This window comes from uncultured Streptococcus sp. (assembly GCF_915066115.1).
Classification (GTDB): Bacteria; Bacillota; Bacilli; order Lactobacillales; family Streptococcaceae; genus Streptococcus.
This window is the reverse complement of sequence record NZ_CAJZDT010000020.1, coordinates 1-19,576: the sequence shown is the minus strand read 5'-3', so window position 1 is coordinate 19,576 and position 19,576 is coordinate 1. Positions and strand designations below refer to the sequence as shown.

At 38.6% G+C, this 19,576-nt stretch carries 12 protein-coding genes and 3 pseudogenes; 5 read left to right on the top strand and 10 right to left on the bottom strand.

The window, feature by feature from the left end; all coding sequences use genetic code 11:
• From QZ565_RS02730 to QZ565_RS02695, 8 genes and pseudogenes are all read right to left on the bottom strand, one after another.
• The coding region (locus tag QZ565_RS02730; RefSeq protein ID WP_295525210.1) for a DUF389 domain-containing protein at positions 1 to 524 on the bottom strand (524 nt) is incomplete at its 3' end.
• Positions 521 to 844 (bottom strand): potassium channel family protein, encoded by a 324-nt coding sequence (locus tag QZ565_RS02725; protein ID WP_001253404.1) that lies wholly within the window; start codon positions 842 to 844, stop codon positions 521 to 523. The genes QZ565_RS02725 and QZ565_RS02730, both read right to left, overlap by 4 nt.
• Positions 845 to 857: 13 nt before the next feature.
• Positions 858 to 1,199 carry a hypothetical protein gene (locus QZ565_RS02720; protein ID WP_000397556.1) on the bottom strand — a complete coding sequence of 114 codons (342 nt, stop codon included), beginning with the start codon at positions 1,197 to 1,199 and terminating at the stop codon, positions 858 to 860.
• Positions 1,124 to 1,357 (bottom strand): annotated as a pseudogene (locus QZ565_RS02715) (TMEM175 family protein); the annotation flags it as partial. The gene QZ565_RS02720 and the pseudogene QZ565_RS02715, both read right to left, overlap by 76 nt.
• Positions 1,338 to 1,766: pseudogene (locus tag QZ565_RS02710) on the bottom strand (DUF389 domain-containing protein); the annotation flags it as partial. The pseudogenes QZ565_RS02710 and QZ565_RS02715, both read right to left, overlap by 20 nt.
• Positions 1,767 to 2,056: 290 nt before the next feature.
• The gene (locus QZ565_RS02705) at positions 2,057 to 3,568 is read right to left on the bottom strand and encodes an ABC transporter ATP-binding protein (protein ID WP_295525205.1); all 1,512 of its coding nucleotides are present in this window, start codon (positions 3,566 to 3,568) and stop codon (positions 2,057 to 2,059) included.
• Positions 3,569 to 4,366: 798 nt separating this feature from the next.
• The gene (locus tag QZ565_RS02700; RefSeq protein ID WP_214614689.1) at positions 4,367 to 5,341 is read right to left on the bottom strand and encodes a sensor histidine kinase; all 975 of its coding nucleotides are present in this window, start codon (positions 5,339 to 5,341) and stop codon (positions 4,367 to 4,369) included.
• On the bottom strand, positions 5,334 to 6,011 hold the full coding sequence (locus QZ565_RS02695; protein WP_000548991.1) for a response regulator transcription factor: 678 nt from the start codon (positions 6,009 to 6,011) through the stop codon (positions 5,334 to 5,336). The genes QZ565_RS02700 and QZ565_RS02695 overlap by 8 nt, the downstream gene beginning before the upstream one ends.
• Positions 6,012 to 6,419: 408 nt before the next feature.
• Between QZ565_RS02695 and QZ565_RS02690 the strand changes: the two genes are divergently transcribed.
• From QZ565_RS02690 to QZ565_RS02680, 3 genes are all read left to right on the top strand, one after another.
• Entirely contained in the window at positions 6,420 to 6,989 is a 570-nt protein-coding gene (locus tag QZ565_RS02690) for a TetR/AcrR family transcriptional regulator (RefSeq protein ID WP_101776789.1), read from the top strand.
• Positions 6,990 to 7,077: 88 nt separating this feature from the next.
• A complete protein-coding gene (locus QZ565_RS02685; RefSeq protein ID WP_023946208.1) occupies positions 7,078 to 7,854 on the top strand; it encodes a ferredoxin reductase in 777 nt (258 codons plus the stop codon).
• A gap of 123 nt (positions 7,855 to 7,977) precedes the next feature.
• On the top strand, positions 7,978 to 9,051 hold the full coding sequence (locus tag QZ565_RS02680) for a DUF2974 domain-containing protein (RefSeq protein ID WP_295525184.1): 1,074 nt from the start codon (positions 7,978 to 7,980) through the stop codon (positions 9,049 to 9,051).
• Between the two features lie 90 nt (positions 9,052 to 9,141).
• On the opposite strand, the gene QZ565_RS02675 is transcribed toward QZ565_RS02680, so the two are convergent.
• A complete protein-coding gene (locus tag QZ565_RS02675) occupies positions 9,142 to 16,059 on the bottom strand; it encodes a YSIRK-type signal peptide-containing protein (protein WP_295525180.1) in 6,918 nt (2,305 codons plus the stop codon).
• Between the two features lie 604 nt (positions 16,060 to 16,663).
• Here QZ565_RS02675 and QZ565_RS02670 point away from each other — a divergent pair.
• Positions 16,664 to 17,293, top strand: a complete 630-nt coding sequence (locus QZ565_RS02670) for an MBL fold metallo-hydrolase (protein WP_295525177.1) — start codon at positions 16,664 to 16,666, stop codon at positions 17,291 to 17,293.
• Between the two features lie 127 nt (positions 17,294 to 17,420).
• On the opposite strand, the gene pepO is transcribed toward QZ565_RS02670, so the two are convergent.
• Positions 17,421 to 19,313 carry an endopeptidase PepO gene (gene pepO / locus QZ565_RS02665; RefSeq protein WP_295525173.1) on the bottom strand — a complete coding sequence of 631 codons (1,893 nt, stop codon included), beginning with the start codon at positions 19,311 to 19,313 and terminating at the stop codon, positions 17,421 to 17,423.
• Positions 19,314 to 19,493: 180 nt separating this feature from the next.
• Between pepO and QZ565_RS02660 the strand changes: the two are divergent.
• Positions 19,494 to 19,576, top strand: a pseudogene (locus QZ565_RS02660) (metal ABC transporter ATP-binding protein); the annotation flags it as partial.

Below are 19,576 nucleotides of genomic sequence, written 5' to 3'. Positions count from 1 at the left end.
AGAGCCCCAAATAAAAATCGTACATTTCCATTAGCTAAACCATAGCCTGCAGTACAGATAGGCGGCATCAAAGCTGTAGCAATGGCTACTCCTGGCACGATATTGTTTGCTTCTTTTTTCCTTGAACCGATCACACCAGCAATCCCACCAGCAATAGCAATGAGAACATCCCAAATGGTTGGAGAGGTTCGTGCGATCAACTCGCTACTTGCATAAGACAAGGGAGAAATCCAGAAATACAGAGTCGAGACAAGCAAACTGACCAACACTTGAGTCAATAAAACCTCTAGAGATTGCTTGATTAAACGCGTATCAAAAATAGCTAAACCGAATCCCAGTCCAACAATCGGTGTCATGAGAGGTGAAATTAACATGGCTCCAATAATAACAGCTGTTGAATTCATATTTAGACCGATAGAGGCAATAAAAATTGCACACATCAAAATCGCTGTATCTCTCAATCGAACATGAAGGTCATCGTATAATTTCTCACGGTATTCCCGTGTTGAATAATTGGCAGTCATTTGTCCTCTCCTCTTTCCTTATTTAAATCGGTATAATAATTAATAATAACAGCTGATAAACAGCCAAAAAATATGAGCCCATAAATCGTCAAGAAGACACTGGTAATCCTTCCAATCAAGGTCACAGCTAGGAGATCCCCGTAGCCGACAGTCGTCGAAGTCACAAAAGCATACCAAAGACCGTCTCCGTAATTTGTGATAGCAGGTTCAACTAGGAAAAGCACGCCTCCTGACCCAAAAACAAAGGTCACAAAACTCAGAGCAAACCGAGTAAAACCCGTAACCTGTATAATATGCCATAACATTTTTAAACGTCTCATTTGTTCTCCTTATTCATACTAGCTCCTGACCGAGCCGTTTTTTCCAATAATCAAAGTGAAGATAGGACATGATCTCCATCAGAGAAAGATAGACAAACTGATAGATCTGATTTAAGCTGATTATCAACTGATATTGTTTGAAAAATGACTGGAAGAAAGACCAGATATGACTGTCTTGAATCAGTCCCTTCTTAACATCAGACAGGATATTAGCTAAAGCTCCCAAGGACTGAAACGGTAAATCCTTGACATTTATATAGATCCGGTCCACCACATCATTCAGACTGGTATCTTGGATGGCATGAAATTCTCCAAAGAGAACTCCTGCCGCTCCAAGAGTAGAAACAAATTCCACCAAATAATTTCTGAGGAAATTTTCTCAACCTTTTCCCATAATGTGTTTAGTGCCATCCATAACGATCCCAACCAGAAAAAGGAAAGAAAACAAGCAAAGAAATTTTGCCGTAAATCCCAAAAAGCTTCAAGACTTGGTGTTGTTGGTTTTTCTAACTCTTTTCCTTGAACCGATCACACCAGCAATCCCACCAGCAATAGCAATGAGAACATCCCAAATGGTTGGAGAGGTTCGTGCGATCAACTCGCTACTTGCATAAGACAAGGGAGAAATCCAGAAATACAGAGTCGAGACAAGCAAACTGACCAACACTTGAGTCAATAAAACCTCTAGAGATTGCTTGATTAAACGCGTATCAAAAATAGCTAAACCGAATCCCAGTCCAACAATCGGTGTCATGAGAGGTGAAATTAACATGGCTCCAATAATAACAGCTGTTGAATTCATATTTAGACCGATAGAGGCAATAAAAATTGCACACATCAAAATCGCTGTATCTCTCAATCGAACATGAAGGTCATCGTATAATTTCTCACGGTATTCCCGTGTTGAATAATTTCCGTTCATTGGTTACTCCTTTTATTTTATATAATCTTGTTTCTGCATGGATGATGGTAGAGAGACTTCTGTCCAATCTTACATATTTTTCTTCTCACCTGTTATTCTTTTGAAAATTATCTTTTAAGTATCCGTCAGTCCATCCTTTATATTATATCAAAAATTTTACAGTTTTTCTCTGACGAAATCTATCAATTGAATAGATAGATGAAGCAAGAAATTTTTGTTTCCTTATCCGAAGAAGGAAAAACGGTATCTCCTGAACCTTGATACTATGCGTTTTATTCTTTATAATTTAGCTATTTCAAAATTACAAGTTCTCCATTCTTAATTTCCCAAACTTGGTCAAACTTACTTAATAATTCGTTTTGGCGATGTAAAGTAACAATGACGGCACTTGGTAGTTCCAGAACTCTTTCCAATTCCATTTTAAACTGATTAGTATCCAAGGCAGAGAAAGGTTCGTCTAGGATAAGCAATGGATTTTTACGATTTTTCTCACGATTTAAATACATTCGTTGTTGCTGACCACCTGACAGGGATTGTGGTGGAATTTTTTCAAAATCTTCTTCTCTGAATTTTTCATTGAAACTATTGAATAGTGTTACATTATTTTCATAACTCGAAATAAATGTATGTTCTTGTTGCAGAATCATACCGAATCTTCCCCAAAGATGGTCCAAAACAAGCCCATCTAGCACAATTTGTCCTTCAAAATCTTCATCTGTTCCATTTAAAATGTTGAGAATACTACTTTTTCCAGAACCATTCTTACCAATAAGCGCAATTTTATCCCCTTTTTGAATCGTAGCGGAAGTAATTATCAATTTTGATTCTCCCAGTTGTTTGGAAATGTTTTTCAAAGTAATCGTATCAAAAGAATGTTGAGGTGCTTGAACTGAAACGGGTCTCCCAACAATGTTTTGAAAACTCTTGATTACAGGCTTTACGGACTCTAACATTTGTAAATCATAAAGGATTTCCTGTATTGGTTCAGAAAAAGCATTAATATATCCGAAACTCGCCACCACCTCAGGAATACCGAGTTGCTGGTGAGATAGAGAGTAGGCTAAATAAATAAACAGAACAAGACTAATGAATTCAAAAGAAACACCTGTCAATAAGATGCCTGTAATTTTTGTCAAACCATACTTAAAATACTTATCCTGCAAATTCTTTAGAGAACTCTTTTGTTGATTCAAAAAATGCGACATAGTTAGTTTATTTACCAAATGATGTCCCATGAGCAAATCCTCCAAAGTTCGATAGTAATCTCCTTGTTTTTTCAAGTAAACCTGTCTACGATTAGCGGTCAACTTCCCAACGATTTTAGGAATTTGAATACTAATTCCAGTGGAAAAGATTAAAATCAGTGATACAATAGGATTAATTGTTCTGCTAATAATGAAAGCGTAAATGATGATACGTAAAATTTGTTTGATAAAACTCATCAATGGAGGAAGGTAATCCTTTTCCAACGAATCTAGGTCATTAGATTGATAGGAAATATACTCTGCTACTGTTTTCTGCTTGAAATCGTGGTGACTGAGTCCCAGAAGTGAACGAAACCACTCATTTTTCAAAGTAGTCGAAAAGATAATCCCCTGCTTCCAATCAAGTATCATTTGGATATAGTTACAACTCAAATAGCCTGCCACTGACATAGAGTAACCATATAGAGCTACTTGATAATCCCCTTTGATTAATGCCTGCGTGAAATACGGTAACAAAGCTGTGCAGATATTCGATACTACACCAAAAAGAAAATTAAAGAAGAGATACCATCTAATAGTTTTAAGATATGGTAGCATATACGATACTCCTTGCTAATGCGTTTTTTTACATATCGCAGAACAATCTCTACTATTCCTTATTTCAGATAGTGCGATACTCAGACATTGAGTGCAATAATTGTAAATCACACAAGTACCGCAGTTTTTACTATCATTCAAAATATAATTTGCTATTTTGTAAAATATAGGTCTATCCCATGTTTCTTTGATAGATGTAAAATGAATATTTCCAATACTTCTATTGAAAGTAAGCTTTTTCAGTTTTTCTAACGATTTAGGCTATTTCGTGACACACCCACAATCCGTGAAAATTCTGGTTATATCAGATTATGTGATTTTTGTAAGAATTTTATATTGTCTCCAATCATGGTAGTCTCCTTTTACTTGATAAAACTATTATAACATTTAGAAATTAAAAACTGGTTCAAAATCAATAGAATGTGTGTATTCGATACATTCAATAAATTCTTGGAAACAGTTCTACACCAGTTACACAAATCTATATACACCTATCTCATTCAAAATAAAAAGAAAGCTGCAGTTCTTTTAATCCTGTATCAACGATTCATTCTGAAATCGAATAGGAGACATTTCCCAAGTCTACAATTCACTTCATCTCAAATTAATTTTTGTAATTCACCCTTAGTTTATAGATTTTATACTCAACAAAAGTATAAAGCATACAAAACTTCACTTTGAACCAGTATTTATACTATATTCCGTATTAAAAATTCTATTATTGGTTTTGTAAAAAACAGTCTTCAAATATCCTGAAATATAGCAAAAAGAGATTGGGTAAAAACTCATTGTCTCTTCTCACTCAAGGACTAAGTTCACTTGAGCAAACTGAATCCGCACTGTCGTTCCTTTTCCGACCTCAGACTCGATGCGAATCTGGTGCCCCAGTTCTTCAGAAATTTTCTTAGATAGGTAGAGGCCAAGTCCAGATGACTGCTGGGTTAGGCGTCCATTATATCCTGAAAAGCCACGTTCAAAGACTCGGAGGACATCACTGTTTTTTATCCCGATTCCCGTATCCTTGATACAAAGCTCTTGCCCCTCCATATAAATCTCCAGACCACCTTCCTTGGTGTACTTGAGACAGTTTGAGATGATTTGCTCAATAACCACTAGCAGCCACTTTTTATCCGTCACGATTTCTTTATCAAGGTCATGTAGATTGACATTTAAGCCTTTTTGAATAAAGAAAAGAGCATATTTACGAATTATTTCCTTGACCAAATCCTCAATTTGCACCTGCTTTAAGACCAAATCATCATGAAAACTTTCTAAACGCAGGTACTGTAAGACTAGATTAGTATAGGAGTCGATTTTGAAAATTTCCTGTTCTAATTGCTGCTTCAGTTGGCGGTCGGCTACTTCTGCAACTAAGAGTTGACTAGCTGCAATGGGGGTCTTAATCTGATGAACCCACAAGGTATAGTAATCCAGCAAATCCGTCAATTTTCTTTCTGAATCTGACCTCTGCTGATAAAGTTCCATCTCACGCGCTTCTAATTTTTCTGCTAAAACTATTTCCAAAGGAGATTTGGCTTCCCTCTCCCCATAGAGAATTTCCTGACGATAGACCTGCATTTCCACCAATATGTCCCAAGTGAAAAATAAGATGGTTACAAAGCAACACAAGAGGAAAAAGTAGAGAAAGTAAATTCCCAAACTGGCAAATAAAAACTGAAAGAGTAAGACCAGAAACGTCAAAGAAATCAGATAGACAAACAGACGACTACGGGAATGCAGATAGGCTAGAAAAAATTGTTTCCAATCAAGCATGCTTCAGTCCGTACCCTATCCCTTTCTTGGTCTCGATAAATCCTACCAAGCCCTGCTCTTCCAATTTTTTACGCAAACGAGCCACATTAACTGAGAGGGTATTATCATCAATGAAAAAGTCACTGTTCCAAAGCTCCCGCATCAGGTCATCACGCGCTACAATATTGCCCGCATGCTCAAATAAAACGCGTAAAATCTGGAATTCGTTCTTGGTCAAATTCAAGACTTGCCCTTGATAATGTAAATCCATTGATTTGGTATTGAGGATAACACCGGCATATTCCAGTAAACTCTCGTCACGCCCAAACTCATAGGAACGACGCAACAAGCCCTGAACCTTGGCTAAAAGAACCTGCTGGTCAAAAGGCTTGGTCACAAAGTCATCCGCCCCCATATTGATTGCCATGACAATATCCATAGCCTGGTCTCTGGAAGACAGAAACATGATGGGGACCTTGGAAATCTTGCGAATTTCCTGACACCAGTGATAGCCATTAAACAGGGGCAAACCAATATCCATGAGGACCAGATGAGGTTCCGACTGAACAAATAGACTCAAAACTTCCATAAAGTCTTCTACCAGGACCACTTCAAATCCCCATTCAGAGAGCATTTTTCCGACTTGTTGACGAATAACCTGATCATCTTCTACTAATAAAATCTTGTGCATCTGATTCTCCTTTGCTAATTTTAGGAGTCTTAAATCCTTTAGTATAAATAGAGGGCTTAGTATCTAATACTTTTTTGACATTTCCTTGTCACAACAGCTCAAAAACAGATAGTGAATAACCCCATTGATATCATACCTTATTTTCAGACATAGTGCCAGCACTACCCATTTATTTTTAATTTTTTCAACCCTCATTTCAGTTCTTTTATACATCCCCTTAACCAAAATTTATATCTATTCTTCCAAACCTTGAGTGTAGTTAAAACGACACTCTATACTCTTCTAACATTGAAAAGCTCCTTATCAAGTGGTATCCGTAAAAAGTTCTAGCTTTCAGATTGACAATCTGAAAAAGATTTGTTAAGATATGAATGAACAATATTTAATATTCATTCAGAAAAGAGGTGAATCAAATTGGACAAAAAACAGGCTTTGAAATCCGCAGCTTATGAAGTTTTTTCAAAAAAAGGATACAAGGCGACAGGAATTTCAGAAATTGCTAGACAAGCTCATATGGCAGTCGGATCTTTTTATAACTATTACGAAAGTAAAGAGGCTATTTTTTTAGATATCTATATTGATGAAAACAACCGTGTTCGCCAAACTATGATCGAAGAACTGGATTGGGAAATTGATATGATTGATCTTATTAGTCAACTCTTTGCTCAATCCAGAGCACTCGTTTCTTCCAATAAAATCCTTGCAGAATGGTACAATCCTGCCATAGCAGATGAGTTGCATAGCTACTATTCCTCAGAAGAAGGGAAAGTCACGAATCCATTTCATCAATTTCTCGTGAAAACCTTTACTCATCGTTTGCAGGCTGAAGGCCATTCTCCAGAAAAAATTCAAGATATTTTACAAGTTTACAACCTATTTTACTACATGGATATGCATATCACAGAAAATGATTTTCCAGATATTAGCAAAACTGTAGAAATACTAGCAACCAACTTCATTAAAGGAATACTGAAATAAAGAAATCTTTTCTTTATTTTTTGGAAATTATTGAATGAAAAAAAATATTATTCATTCATAGAAAATTACTACACTATAGGAGTTAAAAATGAAACGAGGGAAAAAAATGTTCATAATTATTCTAACTACACTTGGAGTGCTCGGCTTTATATCTTGGGGAATCATTACCTATCTTGGACGAAGTCAAACTTTATCGATAAAATCCATTGAAAATCCCAGCGGAGATTTGTATTTAGTTCACATCACAAAACCAAAAAATCAAATATGGAAAGCTGGCTCCTATGCTCAGTTTAAGCTTCCTGACAGCTCGTTTGGCCCAGACAAAAGTCCAGTAAAGGAGGATCAGGCTAGCCGATGGCTAACCCTTGCTTCCACTCCTGATGAGGATGAAATTCTTATTGTAACCCATAATAGTGGTAGCGTGTTTAAGGAAACCTTAACACATTTACCAGCTGGTAGTAAAATTGAGATGAGTTGGCTGGAGTCATCTTTATCTGTTAAAGACAATGACCAAGCACTGGTTTGTTTTGCCTCTGATGTCGGTATTTCTACTCTGCGTCCAGTTGTGAAAGAGTGGGCTGGTAAGCGCTCCATCATTCTTAATCATTTAGACAAAGGAGTAAACATTTTTGATAATGAGTTAAGAGAGCTTAGTAAGAATAATCCTAATCTAACTTATAAAACTAGCGAAACCTTTTCTCAAAGCCAAGCATTTTTAAAAAATGCGGTTGTGAAATACGGTAACCAAGCTATTTATCTCTTAACCGGCCAACCTGATGATATAAATGAGATGAAAAATTTCTTAAAAGAGAATGGGATTGACGACAAACAGATACAAACAAGTATGTTTAGAGGTTTGAAATAAAAGCAAACTGTCTTCTATGTATCTAAATCATACCATTATAGGTCGGTATGTAGAGAGATCGTACAAACCAACTAGTAAATTCTATGTGTTTGTGATAAGATAAATAAAAAGAAAGGAGCTCTTATGGCCAATATTTTTGACTATCTGAAAGATGTCGCACACGATTCCTTTTACGACCTTCCTTTGAATGAATTAGACATTCTAGCCTTAACAGAAATCACCTACCTCTCCTTTGATAATTTGGTATCCACAAGTCCTCTGCGACTTTTAGACCTGGCACTTCAGGTTCCAAGGGAGCCTAACATGTTGACCAGTAAAAATCGTCTCCAATTATTAGATGAATTAGCTCAACACAAACGCTTCAAAAATTGCAAACTCTCCCATTTTATCAATGACATCGACCCTGAACTGCAAAAACAATTTGCGGCTATGACCTACCGCCTCACTCTCGACACCTATCTGATTGTCTTTCGTGGGACAGATGACAGCATCATTGGCTGGAAGGAAGATTTCCACCTGACCTATATGAAGGAAATTCCTGCTCAAAAGCACGCCCTTCGCTATTTAAAGAACTTTTTTGCCCACCATCCTAAGCAGAAGGTCATTCTGGCTGGGCATTCCAAGGGAGGAAATCTAGCCATCTATGCTGCTAGCCAAATTGAGCAAAGCCTGCAAAATCAGATCACAGCAGTTTATACATTTGATGCGCCTGGTCTCCACACAGAATTAACACAAACTGCAGGCTATCAAAAAATAATGGATAGAACTAAGGCCTTCATTCCACAAGGTTCCATTATCGGTAGGATGCTGGAAATTCCTGCCCACCAAATCATCGTTCATAGCACTGCCTTGGGTGGCATCGCCCAGCACAATACCTTTAGTTGGCAGATTGAGGACAAGCACTTCGTCCAACTGGATAAGACCAACAGTGATAGCCAACAAGTAGACACAACCTTTGAAGAATGGGTAGCAACAGTCCCTGATGAAGAACTCCAGCTCTACTTCGACCTCTTCTTTGGCACTATTCTTGATGCTGGAATTAGCTCCATCAATGACTTATCTTCCTTCAAGGCTATTGAACACATTCATCATCTCTTTGTCCAAGCTCAAGCCCTCACTCCAGAAGAAAGGGAAACCATGGGACGCCTTACCCAATTATTGATTGATACCCATTACCAAGCATGGAAGAATAGATAATCCACATAAAAAACCCAACTAATCGTTTGATTAGTTGGGTTTTCATTTATGAAATTGAATTCCTTTGTTTAATATTTAATGATTAAAACATTAGTCTTCTTTTTTCTTGCGTGCCACAAGACCAAATCCGCTCAATACTCCAAGAAGTCCAAGAGCTGCTAGGCTAGAGTGATCTTCTGTACCAGTATTAGGCAATTCCTTAGCTGGTTTAGCTGGAGCTGGTGTTGATGGTTTCGCAGGTTCTGGTTTCACAGAAGGAATGATTTTTTCATAAACATGAACTGTGTCGCCATTTGGAAGTTTCTTAGTCTCTACGAAGCGGTAGCCTGGAATACCTTTCTTAGGTTGTTCGCCATCTTCACTTGGATTACCTGGAATCTCGTTTCCTTCTTTATCCTTGAATGATGTCTTAACTTTTTCGTAGACGTGCTCTGTATCTCCATTTGGAAGTTTCTTAGTTTCTACGAAGCGGTAGCCTGGAATATCTTTCTTAGGTTGGTCGCCATCTTCTGTTGGATAGTTTGGAATTTCATTTCCTTCTTTATCCTTGAATGATGTCTTAACTTTCTCATAAACGTGTTCGATGTCGCCATTTGGAAGTTTCTTAGTCTCTACGAAGCGGTAACCTGGGATATCTTTCTTAGGTTGTTCGCCATCTTCTGTTGGATAGTTTGGAATTTCATTTCCGTCTTTATCCTTGTGACTTGTCTTAACTTTCTCATAAACGTGCTCTGTATCACCGTTTGGAAGTTTCTTAGTTTCTACGAAGCGGTAACCTGGGATATCTTTCTTAGGATTTGTACCTTCTTCAGTAGTTGTTCCTGGAATTACATTACCATCTTTATCTTTATAAGTTGTCGTAACTTTTTCATAGATGTGTTTTGTATTTCCTTTTTCGTCTACTTCAGTTTTAACAATCTTGTATCCTGGGATATCTTTAGTTGGTTTAGTTCCATCTTCTGTTGGTGAAAGTGGTTTACCATCTTTATCAACGAACGAAGTATCAGGACGAACTGTTGGAGTGTAAGTAGCTGTTACAGGTGTTCCGTTCTTATCTACACGTTTAACTGTCACACCTTTAGCTTTTCCTACGAAGTCAGGTTCTGGTGTGAACGTTACTTTACCGTTTTCATCGATTGTGTATGTTCCTTCGCCTGGTACTTTCTTCTCAGTTGTGCCATCGTCAAATGTTGGTTTAACAGTTTCATCGATTGGTACATTAGGGTTTCCTGGTTTAAATTCAGGTGTTCCTGTTTGTGGTTGCCCTTTAGGTCCTTCAGATTCTGCAGGTGTTCCTTCTGGAGTCACTGGAGTTACTGTTGGTGTGTATTTAGCTGTCACTGGTGTGCCATTCTTATCTACACGTTTAACAGTTACGCCTGTTCCTTTACCTGTGAATGTCTTCTCTGGTGTGAACGTTACTGTACCGTCTGGATTTACTTTGTAAGTTCCTTCGCCTGGAATTGTCTTAGTTGTTGATCCATCTTCGAAGGTTGCTGGTACTTCATCATCCATTGGTACTTCTGGGTTGCCTGGTTTGAATTCAGGTTTACCATTTTGTTCTTTACCTTGGATATCTGTTGTTTCAGCTGGTTCTGCTGTTGGGGTTACAGGGGTTACGTTTGGTGTGTATGTTGTTGAAACTGGCGTTCCATTTACGTCTACACGTTGGACTGTAACTCCTTTTGCTTTTCCTACGAATTGTGGTTCTGGACGGAATTCTACTACTCCGTTATATACTGTGTAAGTTCCTTCGCCCGGTACCACGATTTCATTAGTTACTTTACCTGTTGATGGATCGATTAATTCTAATGGTTTTGTTTCATCGATTGGTACAATTTTTTGTACTCCATCTACTGATACTCTTCCTCCTAAGAATTGTGGTAATCCCTTTTGTAACGCACCTTGGATATCTGTTGTTTCAGCTGGTGTTGCTGTTGGAGTTGCTGGTAATACTGTTGGTGTGTATTTAGCCGTTACTGGTGTTCCGTTCTTATCTACACGTTTAACCGTTACTCCTGTTCCTGTTCCTGTGAATGTTTTCTCAGGTACGAATGTTACTGTTCCATCTGGAGCTACAGTGTAAGTACCTTCTCCTGGAATTACTTTTTCTTTTGAACCATCTTCGAATGTCGCTGGAGTATCATCATCCATTGGCACTTCATCAGCACCAGGTGTGAATGTTGGTTTACCAGTTTGAGTTGCACCTTGTACATCTTTTGTTTCTTTTGGTTCTGCTGTTGGTACTACTGGGGTTACTGTTGGTGTGTAAGTTGTTTCTACCTTAGTTCCGTTAGTATCCTTCGCTACAACCTTAGCTGGATCTGGTGTGCCTGTGAAGTCTTTGTTTGGTTGGAATGTGATAACTCCTGTTGTTGGATCAATTGTGTATGTTCCAACTTCTTTACCATCTTTCATCGCTGGCATTGTTGTTACTTCATTACCACTTGGGTCTACCAATTTAACAGTTGTCTTATCAATTGGCGCTACTTCATCACCTTGTTTGAACATTGACTCTGTTTCTTGAGTTTGTGGTTGACCTTGTTTTCCAGTTGTTTCTTTTGGTTCTGCTGTTGGTGTTACTGGAGTTACTGTTGGAGTATAAGTAGCTGTTGCTGGTGTTCCATTCTTATCTTTAACTTCAACAGTTGCTGGATCTGGTGTACCAACAAAGTCTTTGTTTGGTTTAAATGTTACAACACCTGTTAATGGATCGATTACGTATTTACCAACTTCTTTTCCATCTTTTGTTGCTGGAATTTCTTTGTCATCAACTGGTTGTCCATTTACTACAAATTTAGCTGGTTGCTGCTCGTTAATAGTAATTGGAGCTGTTTCATCACCTTGTGTAAAGACAGGTTTACCTGTTTGTTCTTGACCTTGTTTACCTTCAGATGTAACTGGTGCTCCTGTCGGTGTTACTGGTGTTACTTCTGGAGTATATTTACCTTTTGAAGTAACTGGAACTTTATTTCCTTCTGAATCAGTTGCTGTTACTGATACTTGTACATTAACACCTTTAGCTTTTCCTGTAAATGTTGGAAGTGGTTCAAATGTTACTACACCTGTTGTTGGATCAATTGTGTATGTTCCTTCTCCATCAACTACCACTTTACCTTCAGCATTAGCTCCTTCTAATGAGTAGGCAGCTGTTGTCCAGTCAACATTTGTGCCATCTAGTGTATTATCTGTATTATTTAATTCAGAGAAACGATCTTTTCCTGATTTAGAGGTTTGAGTTTGTCCTTGTTTTCCTGTAGTTTCATCTGCAGATGGTGCAATTCCGTATACAGTTGGTGTATATGCATTTTCTACCGCTACTGTTACTGGATTTCCTGATTCATCATTAAATGTTACATCAGCTGCTACTGTTACTGGATTTGCAGTTCCTACAAATCCTTCTACTGGAGTGAACGTTACTTCACCTGTCGTTGGATCTACAGTATAAGTTCCTTCTTCAGTTGTTAAAGATTCAACTTTAGCTCCTGTTTTTGGATCTACTAGTTTGTAATTTGATACTGTAGTTCCTTCTTTTCCATCATTGAAATTGTCGGCCATTGAGTCAGTTTGTTTTTGACCTTGAGCACCTGATGATTTCTCTGGTTCTGTTACTACGATGTAGTATGTTGTTTCTGTAACCGCATCATCAGTCAAAGCTCCAGAATCAGTTCCACCTACTGTAGGTGTAGTAACAACACCATTTGAGTCTACTCCTGAAACTGTTACTTTGTAACGTCCAAGTTTATTAAGAGTATATGCTGTTGCATTTGCTAGATTAGTTTGAGCTGCATTAATCAAAGCAGTGCGAGCCAATTCAACAGCTTTCTCAGCCGCCAATGCGTCTGCACGAGATGTAGTTACTTTTGTATCAAGAGTTGCAACACTTCCTTTAGAAGCGGCAATTTCTGCTTCAGTGGCTGCTTTAAGCTCATTTGCTTTATCAAGTGCATCTTGAGCCATTTTTTCAGCTGTCGGTGAAATTGAACGAAGCTTTAGATTATCCAATGCCAATTGAGCATCTTCTGCAATTCTAGTAAGGCGATCTAAACGTTCTTGCAAGTTTGCTAATGTATTTTGAGCCTCTTGATTATCTTTCACCGCTTGAGCAGCAATATTCGTTTTTTCAGCTGCAGAACGTTGCGCAGCAATGTAAGCAGCCTCTTCTGCTTTTGCAGCATCAAATACTGTTTGTGCTCCATCTGGGTCAGTTACTGTAACTTTTGTTTGGATAATATCTGAATTCTCAGCATTAGATTTATCATCGATTGCATCGGTAAATTTAACATTTGCCTTTGGTGAAGCAATTAAGTTAACTGTTGTTCCTTTATTTTCAGAATAACTTGTTGATGTTGAGTTTGGTTTAGCATTCTGAATAGAAGCTAAATCAGTGCCTACTGCTTCACGATAAGCTACATAACCACTAAATCCTGAATTAGTTGAAATTTTCCAACCAGCATTTGATTCTGTCGCAGTCACTTTAGAACCATCAGAAGCTGTCCATTGATTAGATACTGAATCGTAACTTACTTTAATTGTTCTACCTTGAGTAGAAGAAGTTTGGTCATTCGGTAATAGTGTCTCCGTGCGGAAAACATCTCCTACTTCTTTCACTTCACCTTTAGCACGAATTTCTGCTACTCTATCAACAAGATTCGCAGCTGTAGAGCTAGCACTCCATTTACGAGTAAATTCGTAAACAAAGAGCTTAACGTCACCATTCGCTTGAGCCTCAGTATAAATACGACGTTCAGTTAAAGTGGAAGTTCCATCACCGTTATCAACCAAGTGATATGCATCTTCATTTGGAAGTGTGTATTTACCTGTCGCACGGTTAAATGTTGCTACATATTCTTTTTGATTGTGATCTTTAACAGTTACTGTATCACGTTGAAGATATGCTTGAACTTTATCAGTAGTTGCTTTCGCAGTAATACTATCGACGCCAACATATTTCGTCGATTCTGCTTCAACTGCTAAGTTGATAGTCGTATCACCTGAAGTAGATACTGCTGCCAAAGTCGCACCCTCTTCTACAGCCGTATTAGTTGTACCTGCTGCAACAACCCAGTTTCCATCTTTAACAACTAACTTAGTTACTTTTCCGTCTGGCGTTGTGATTTCAGCTTTATTAGCACCTTTAGAAATTGTTACAGGAACGTTAGTTGCATAAGCCTCGACGTTTTTCACTGTAATCTTAGGTGCAACCGCAACTGTAAGGTTTTCATGAGCTTCTTGACCGTTCATGTCCCATGCATTTGCAGAGTTGTAGTCTTTTGCCAAAGCAGCAACAGTAAAGATTCCAGCTTCTGTTGGTGTCCCTGTAATTAAACCTGTCTCTGGAGCATATGTCAATCCTGGAATAGTATCATCAAGAGATACTGGTTTCTCACCATTTTTACCAAGTGTTTTACCATTTAATGTTGTATAAGCAGTAACTGTTTGAGGGTTGGACATAGATCTCACTTTAGTTCCATCAGCTGCCACAAATTCTGCTGGTTTTCTACTTGATGCTGGTGACGTTTTAGATCCTGCTACAAACTTAGAACCATCTTCACGTTGATAGTTAGCTCGCGTATCCCTATTTACACCATCATTATCAACATATTCCAAATTATGACTAACTTGATCTCCAACAGTTACCATTGTTGATTTTCCCTGAATTCTAGGTGCTGTTGAATCTTGCCAACCAATCCAACCAGCTTGTAGGTCACGGAAGTACACTTTTTGCTCAGTACCGTCTTTTGCAACAGTTAATTCATAACGGAAGTCATAAACACCATTTTGAATATTTGCTCCGATGTAACCTTCTACAGTATCCGAATTTGCGTTATAACCTAAACCTGGCGGTAAGTTCATTGGAGTGACTTTCTTGATAGTATATCCTGCTGCTTTAGCTGCATCACTCAACTCGAAACGTTTAGTTACATCTTTAAGATAAACATAATGGTTACCTTGTTCATAAGTGTAGCCATAGATTTCTGTCGCTAAGTACTCATAAGCTCCACCTGATCCATATGAATTAGTATTATTATTTTGACCACTTGCACGGAGTTTATTATTCCACATCGCTGCTTCACGCCCAAGTTTTTGAGCTTCTGTTTTTGATAAAGGAAGGTCAGTACGTGCACCAGTCCCAGGTTGTGGATTGTTTCTAGCTACTGTTTCTGTGTTTTCAGATTGGAATCCTTTAACATAGATACGATACGTATCATTGTTATCCAATGTTTTATATGTTTTACCAGTAGCTGTTGCAAACTCACCGTTTTCTTTTCTAAGTTCTGTAGAAGCTAAGGTATAGCCTTCACTAGCCGAACGTAAGTGTGAACCTTGGACTAGTTCTTTGCCATTACGTTCATCTTTAGAACCAGTGTTTTCAATTGCGTTTGACTCAGATTTTTTCTCAGTATTTCCCGCTCTCTTCCCTACAGTTTCTTTACCATTTGTAGTATCAACTGCTGGAGTTTCTTTTTTCTCAACTGGTTTGTTTTGTAGTTTTGAGTTTACAGTTGTTACAAGTTTGTTGTAAGCAGCTTTTAACTCATCTTGACTAGTAGCACTTGAAAGAGCTGCTTTTGCCGCTTCCAAATCTGCATTCAAAAGAGCCAAACTTTCGTCTGTCTTGTTTGCATATTTACCTGCAGCTATATTTCCTGCTACCTGGTTAACATAAGCTTCTAATTGAGCCTTATCCAATTTAGGAGCTACTACTTCTTTCGGAGCTTCCTCTGGTTTAGCTTTCTCTGCTTTAACCTCTGGTTTAGCTTCCTCTACTTTAGTTTCTGGCTTAACGGCTTCCTTCTCTTTATTAGAATCCGCTTGATTTGCTGGGGCAGTAGCTGCAGCTACTGATGCTTCAGCACCTTGAACTTCCGTTGCTGATACCGCACCATTTCCAAGGAACATCAAACCAGCTGCAATTGCTACTGATGCTGCTCCAAAGCTATATTTCCGGATACCATAACGGATGTACTTTTCTACTCTAAAATCTTGTTGTTGCTTGCCTTTCATTTAGACCCACAACCTCCTTTTTTATTTTGATGTCGATTTACAAGTTATTGATATCGAAAACTCACAGGTAACCTCAGATGAAACAAAAGATGTTAGAAGTGAAGCTTGATATCATAAAATTGTCTACAACATACAACTTTATGATATCATATTTTCTAGTCTGTAGCAAATAAAATGACTTATTTTTTTATTCTAAATTTAAAATAAATATTTTCCAAAAATACAACAATTTTCAGATTTTTTTACTTGTAAAATAATATGTAGCAAGCTGTTACAGGTCTCATACTCTATTTTTGTTAAATTAGTATATTGATTCAATTTAACCTTACATGTATATTTTATTTCCTTTTTTACAAACTTCCTTCTAATACAGAGTACAATTTACTTGTTTCATTAATTCACTCTCCAGCTCATTAGCTTTTATTTTAAATCCCAGTCAATTAAAAGATCTAGCTAGTTCATAACTCTAAAAATAGCTATCTCTATTTTAGACAGAGTGAAGTAGATAGCAAGTAACCTTCTATAAAGAAGAACTTTCTGTCTACTTTATTCATCCTAACTGTGCTATACTTAATTTAGTACATTCTTTGAGATTGGAGCTAATATGAAAATCCATAAAACTGTGAATCCTGTTGCCTATGAAAACACCTATTACCTAGAAGGCGAAAAGAACCTCATCGTTGTCGATCCCGGTAGCCATTGGGAAGCCATTCGTCAGACAATAGAGAGCATCAACAAACCGATCTGCGCTATTCTCTTGTCCCACGCCCATTATGACCATATCATGAGTCTGGACTTGGTTCGCGAGACTTTTGGCAATCCTCCTGTCTATATCGCAGAGAGCGAAGCCAGCTGGCTCTACACTCCTGTCGACAATCTCTCTGGTCTCCCTCGCCACGATGATATGGCAGATGTGGTCGCAAAACCTGCAGAACACACTTTTATCTTTCACGAAGAATACCAACTAGAGGAATTTCGTTTCACTGTCTTGCCAACACCAGGACATTCTATCGGTGGTGTTTCCCTAGTATTTCCTGATGCTCACCTAGTCTTGACAGGTGATGCCCTGTTCCGTGAAAATATCGGACGAACGGACCTCCCGACTGGTAGCATGGAACAACTCCTCCATAGTATCCAGACTCAACTCTTCACCCTACCAAACTACGATGTCTATCCAGGACATGGTCCAGCTACGACCATCGCCCATGAAAAGACCTTCAATCCTTTTTTCTAACAAGATAGTGACAATGACTATCCCATTTTAAGTACATTATCCAGTATTCTTTCCACAATAAAAGGCATCCTATCAAGGTTTTCACACCTGATTGGATGCCTTTTTTCTGATGACTAGATTTTTGGCATTACCAAATAATCACGCGCTCCTCTGGCGAACGCCACATACCGTCTCCTTCTTTGACATCATAGGTTGTAAAGAAATCATCGAAGTTTGGTACTTGTACATTGACACGGAGTTTGGCTGGCGCGTGCACATCGATGCTAGCCAAAAGTTTCATAAATTCTGGGCGACCTTTCATGCGCCAGATGCGACCGAAGTTGTAGAAGAATTCTTCTGCCGAGAAATCTGGTTCTCTCTTGGCAGCTTCAAGCGCTGCAGCGATTCCTCCCAAGTCAGCCACGTTTTCTGATACAGTCAATTTACCGTTGATGGTTGCTCCATAAGAATCTTGTCCATCAAATTGGTCAATAACTTTTTGTGTTTTCTCCTTAAAGGCAGCATAGTCGCTCTCTGTCCACCAATCTTTGAGGCTACCATTTTCATCAAAGGAAGCTCCGTTGGTATCAAAGGCGTGGGAAATTTCATGAGCAATAACTGCCCCAATACCCCCGTAGTTAGCAGAAGATGACTGATGCAAGTCATAGAAAGGCGCCTGTAAAATAGCTGCTGGGAAGACAATCAGGTTCTTCTGTGGATTGTAGTAGGCATTGACCATATGAGCAGGCATGCCCCACTCCTTGTAATCTACAGGCTGGTTCCACTTGCTCCAACTGTGCTTGATTTCCACACGCGCAAAGGCTAGAGCATTGTCAAAAAGACTAGCAGTCTCATCCACTACCTTGTCCTTGTATCGTGCTGGCAATTCTTCTGGGTAACCGATGTAAGGCTTGATAACATTAAGTTTGACGATGGCCTTATCACGAGTTTCAGGAGTCAGCCAGTCATTTTTAGCCAAGCGTTCCTTATAGACATCAATCATAGTTGCCACTTTTTTCTCTACGTCTGCTTTAGCTTCTGGAGAGAATTTTTCATGGGCATACCAGAGACCCAAGGCTTGTTTGAAAGGGCCTTGTGCTAGCTGGTAGGCTGCCTTGACCTTGTCTTTGGCTTCTGGAACTCCTGAAAGCGCACGGCTATAGGCACCTGACAAGACACGGATTTCTTCTGTTAAATAGCTGGTTGAGAGATTCACAACACTTAAAATTAAGGTTGCCTTGAGGAGAGGCCATGCCTCTTCACTATAGAATTGATCTGCGGATTGCCAGAAACGTTCCTCGTCTACGATAACCTTGTCTGGTGCTTGTCCAAGAACAGCTTGGAAGAAGTCATCCAAAGGTAGGGCAGGCGCGAATTTTTTGAAATCTTCATAAGCATATGGATGGTAAAGTTTAGCATACTCTGAACTTTCTTCATTAGAAAGCACCACTGCCGCAATTCGACGGTCCAATTCTAGTCTTTTCTCTAACAAGTCTTCAATTTCTTCATCAGTGAAATCATAAGCCTTGAGGAGATTTGCGCTGCTTTCTTTCCAAAGAGTCAAGAGCTCTTCGCGCTGAGGATGGTCTTCTGCATAGTAGGTCGTATCTGGAAGAATAGTGCTTGGAGCGCTAGCCCATAAAACGTTGATTCTGGCATCCATAAAGTCTGGCGATACACCAAAAGGAAGGAAGTTAGGTTTTCCTGCAAGTTCAAACTCTGCTAGTCTAGCTGTAAAATCTGCAAAAGTCTCCAATTCTTGGAACTCTTTAAGAAGAGGCAAGACAGGTTTGATACCGTCAGCTTCTCTCTTGTCAAAATCACGAACTAGGCGGTGGTATTTGACAAAGTTTGCCAAGATAGCATCCTCAGGCACTTCTTCACCTGCCAACCACTTGTCTGTTGTAGCCAGCATCAGGTCTTCAATTTCCTGGTCTAAATCAACAAAACCTCCAGTTTGAGACTTATCTGCTGGAATTTCAGCTGTCTTCTGCCATTCCCCATTGATTGCATCATAAAAATCATCTTGATAACGTGTCATCTTGTTCTCGCTTTCATTTTTTTAAGTTATTGCTAGCTTAACAAAAATTGCTTGGGAATGCAATTAAAAATGAACTTTCCTTTTCCATCATTTTTCAGTTATTATTTTAATTTTTTCAAAAATTAACTTGACTTAATTTTTTTTTTAATGTATATTAAGAGACAGGAGGAATACAAGTTTATGATACGTATCGAAAACCTCAGTGTCTCCTACAAAGAAACATTGGCACTTAAGGATATTTCACTAGTGCTCCAAGGACCAAC

What these genes read in the sequence shown, in the direction of transcription:
- QZ565_RS02725 (WP_001253404.1), bottom strand. Translation starts at nt 844, where the DNA reads ATGAGACGTTTAAAAATGTTATGGCATATTATACAGGTTACGGGTTTT.
- QZ565_RS02705 (WP_295525205.1), bottom strand. Translation starts at nt 3,568, where the DNA reads ATGCTACCATATCTTAAAACTATTAGATGGTATCTCTTCTTTAATTTT.
- QZ565_RS02700 (WP_214614689.1), bottom strand. Translation starts at nt 5,341, where the DNA reads ATGCTTGATTGGAAACAATTTTTTCTAGCCTATCTGCATTCCCGTAGT.
- QZ565_RS02695 (WP_000548991.1), bottom strand. Translation starts at nt 6,011, where the DNA reads ATGCACAAGATTTTATTAGTAGAAGATGATCAGGTTATTCGTCAACAA.
- QZ565_RS02685 (WP_023946208.1), top strand. Translation starts at nt 7,078, where the DNA reads ATGAAACGAGGGAAAAAAATGTTCATAATTATTCTAACTACACTTGGA.
- QZ565_RS02680 (WP_295525184.1), top strand. Translation starts at nt 7,978, where the DNA reads ATGGCCAATATTTTTGACTATCTGAAAGATGTCGCACACGATTCCTTT.
- QZ565_RS02675 (WP_295525180.1), bottom strand. Translation starts at nt 16,059, where the DNA reads ATGAAAGGCAAGCAACAACAAGATTTTAGAGTAGAAAAGTACATCCGT.
- QZ565_RS02670 (WP_295525177.1), top strand. Translation starts at nt 16,664, where the DNA reads ATGAAAATCCATAAAACTGTGAATCCTGTTGCCTATGAAAACACCTAT.
- pepO (WP_295525173.1), bottom strand. Translation starts at nt 19,313, where the DNA reads ATGACACGTTATCAAGATGATTTTTATGATGCAATCAATGGGGAATGG.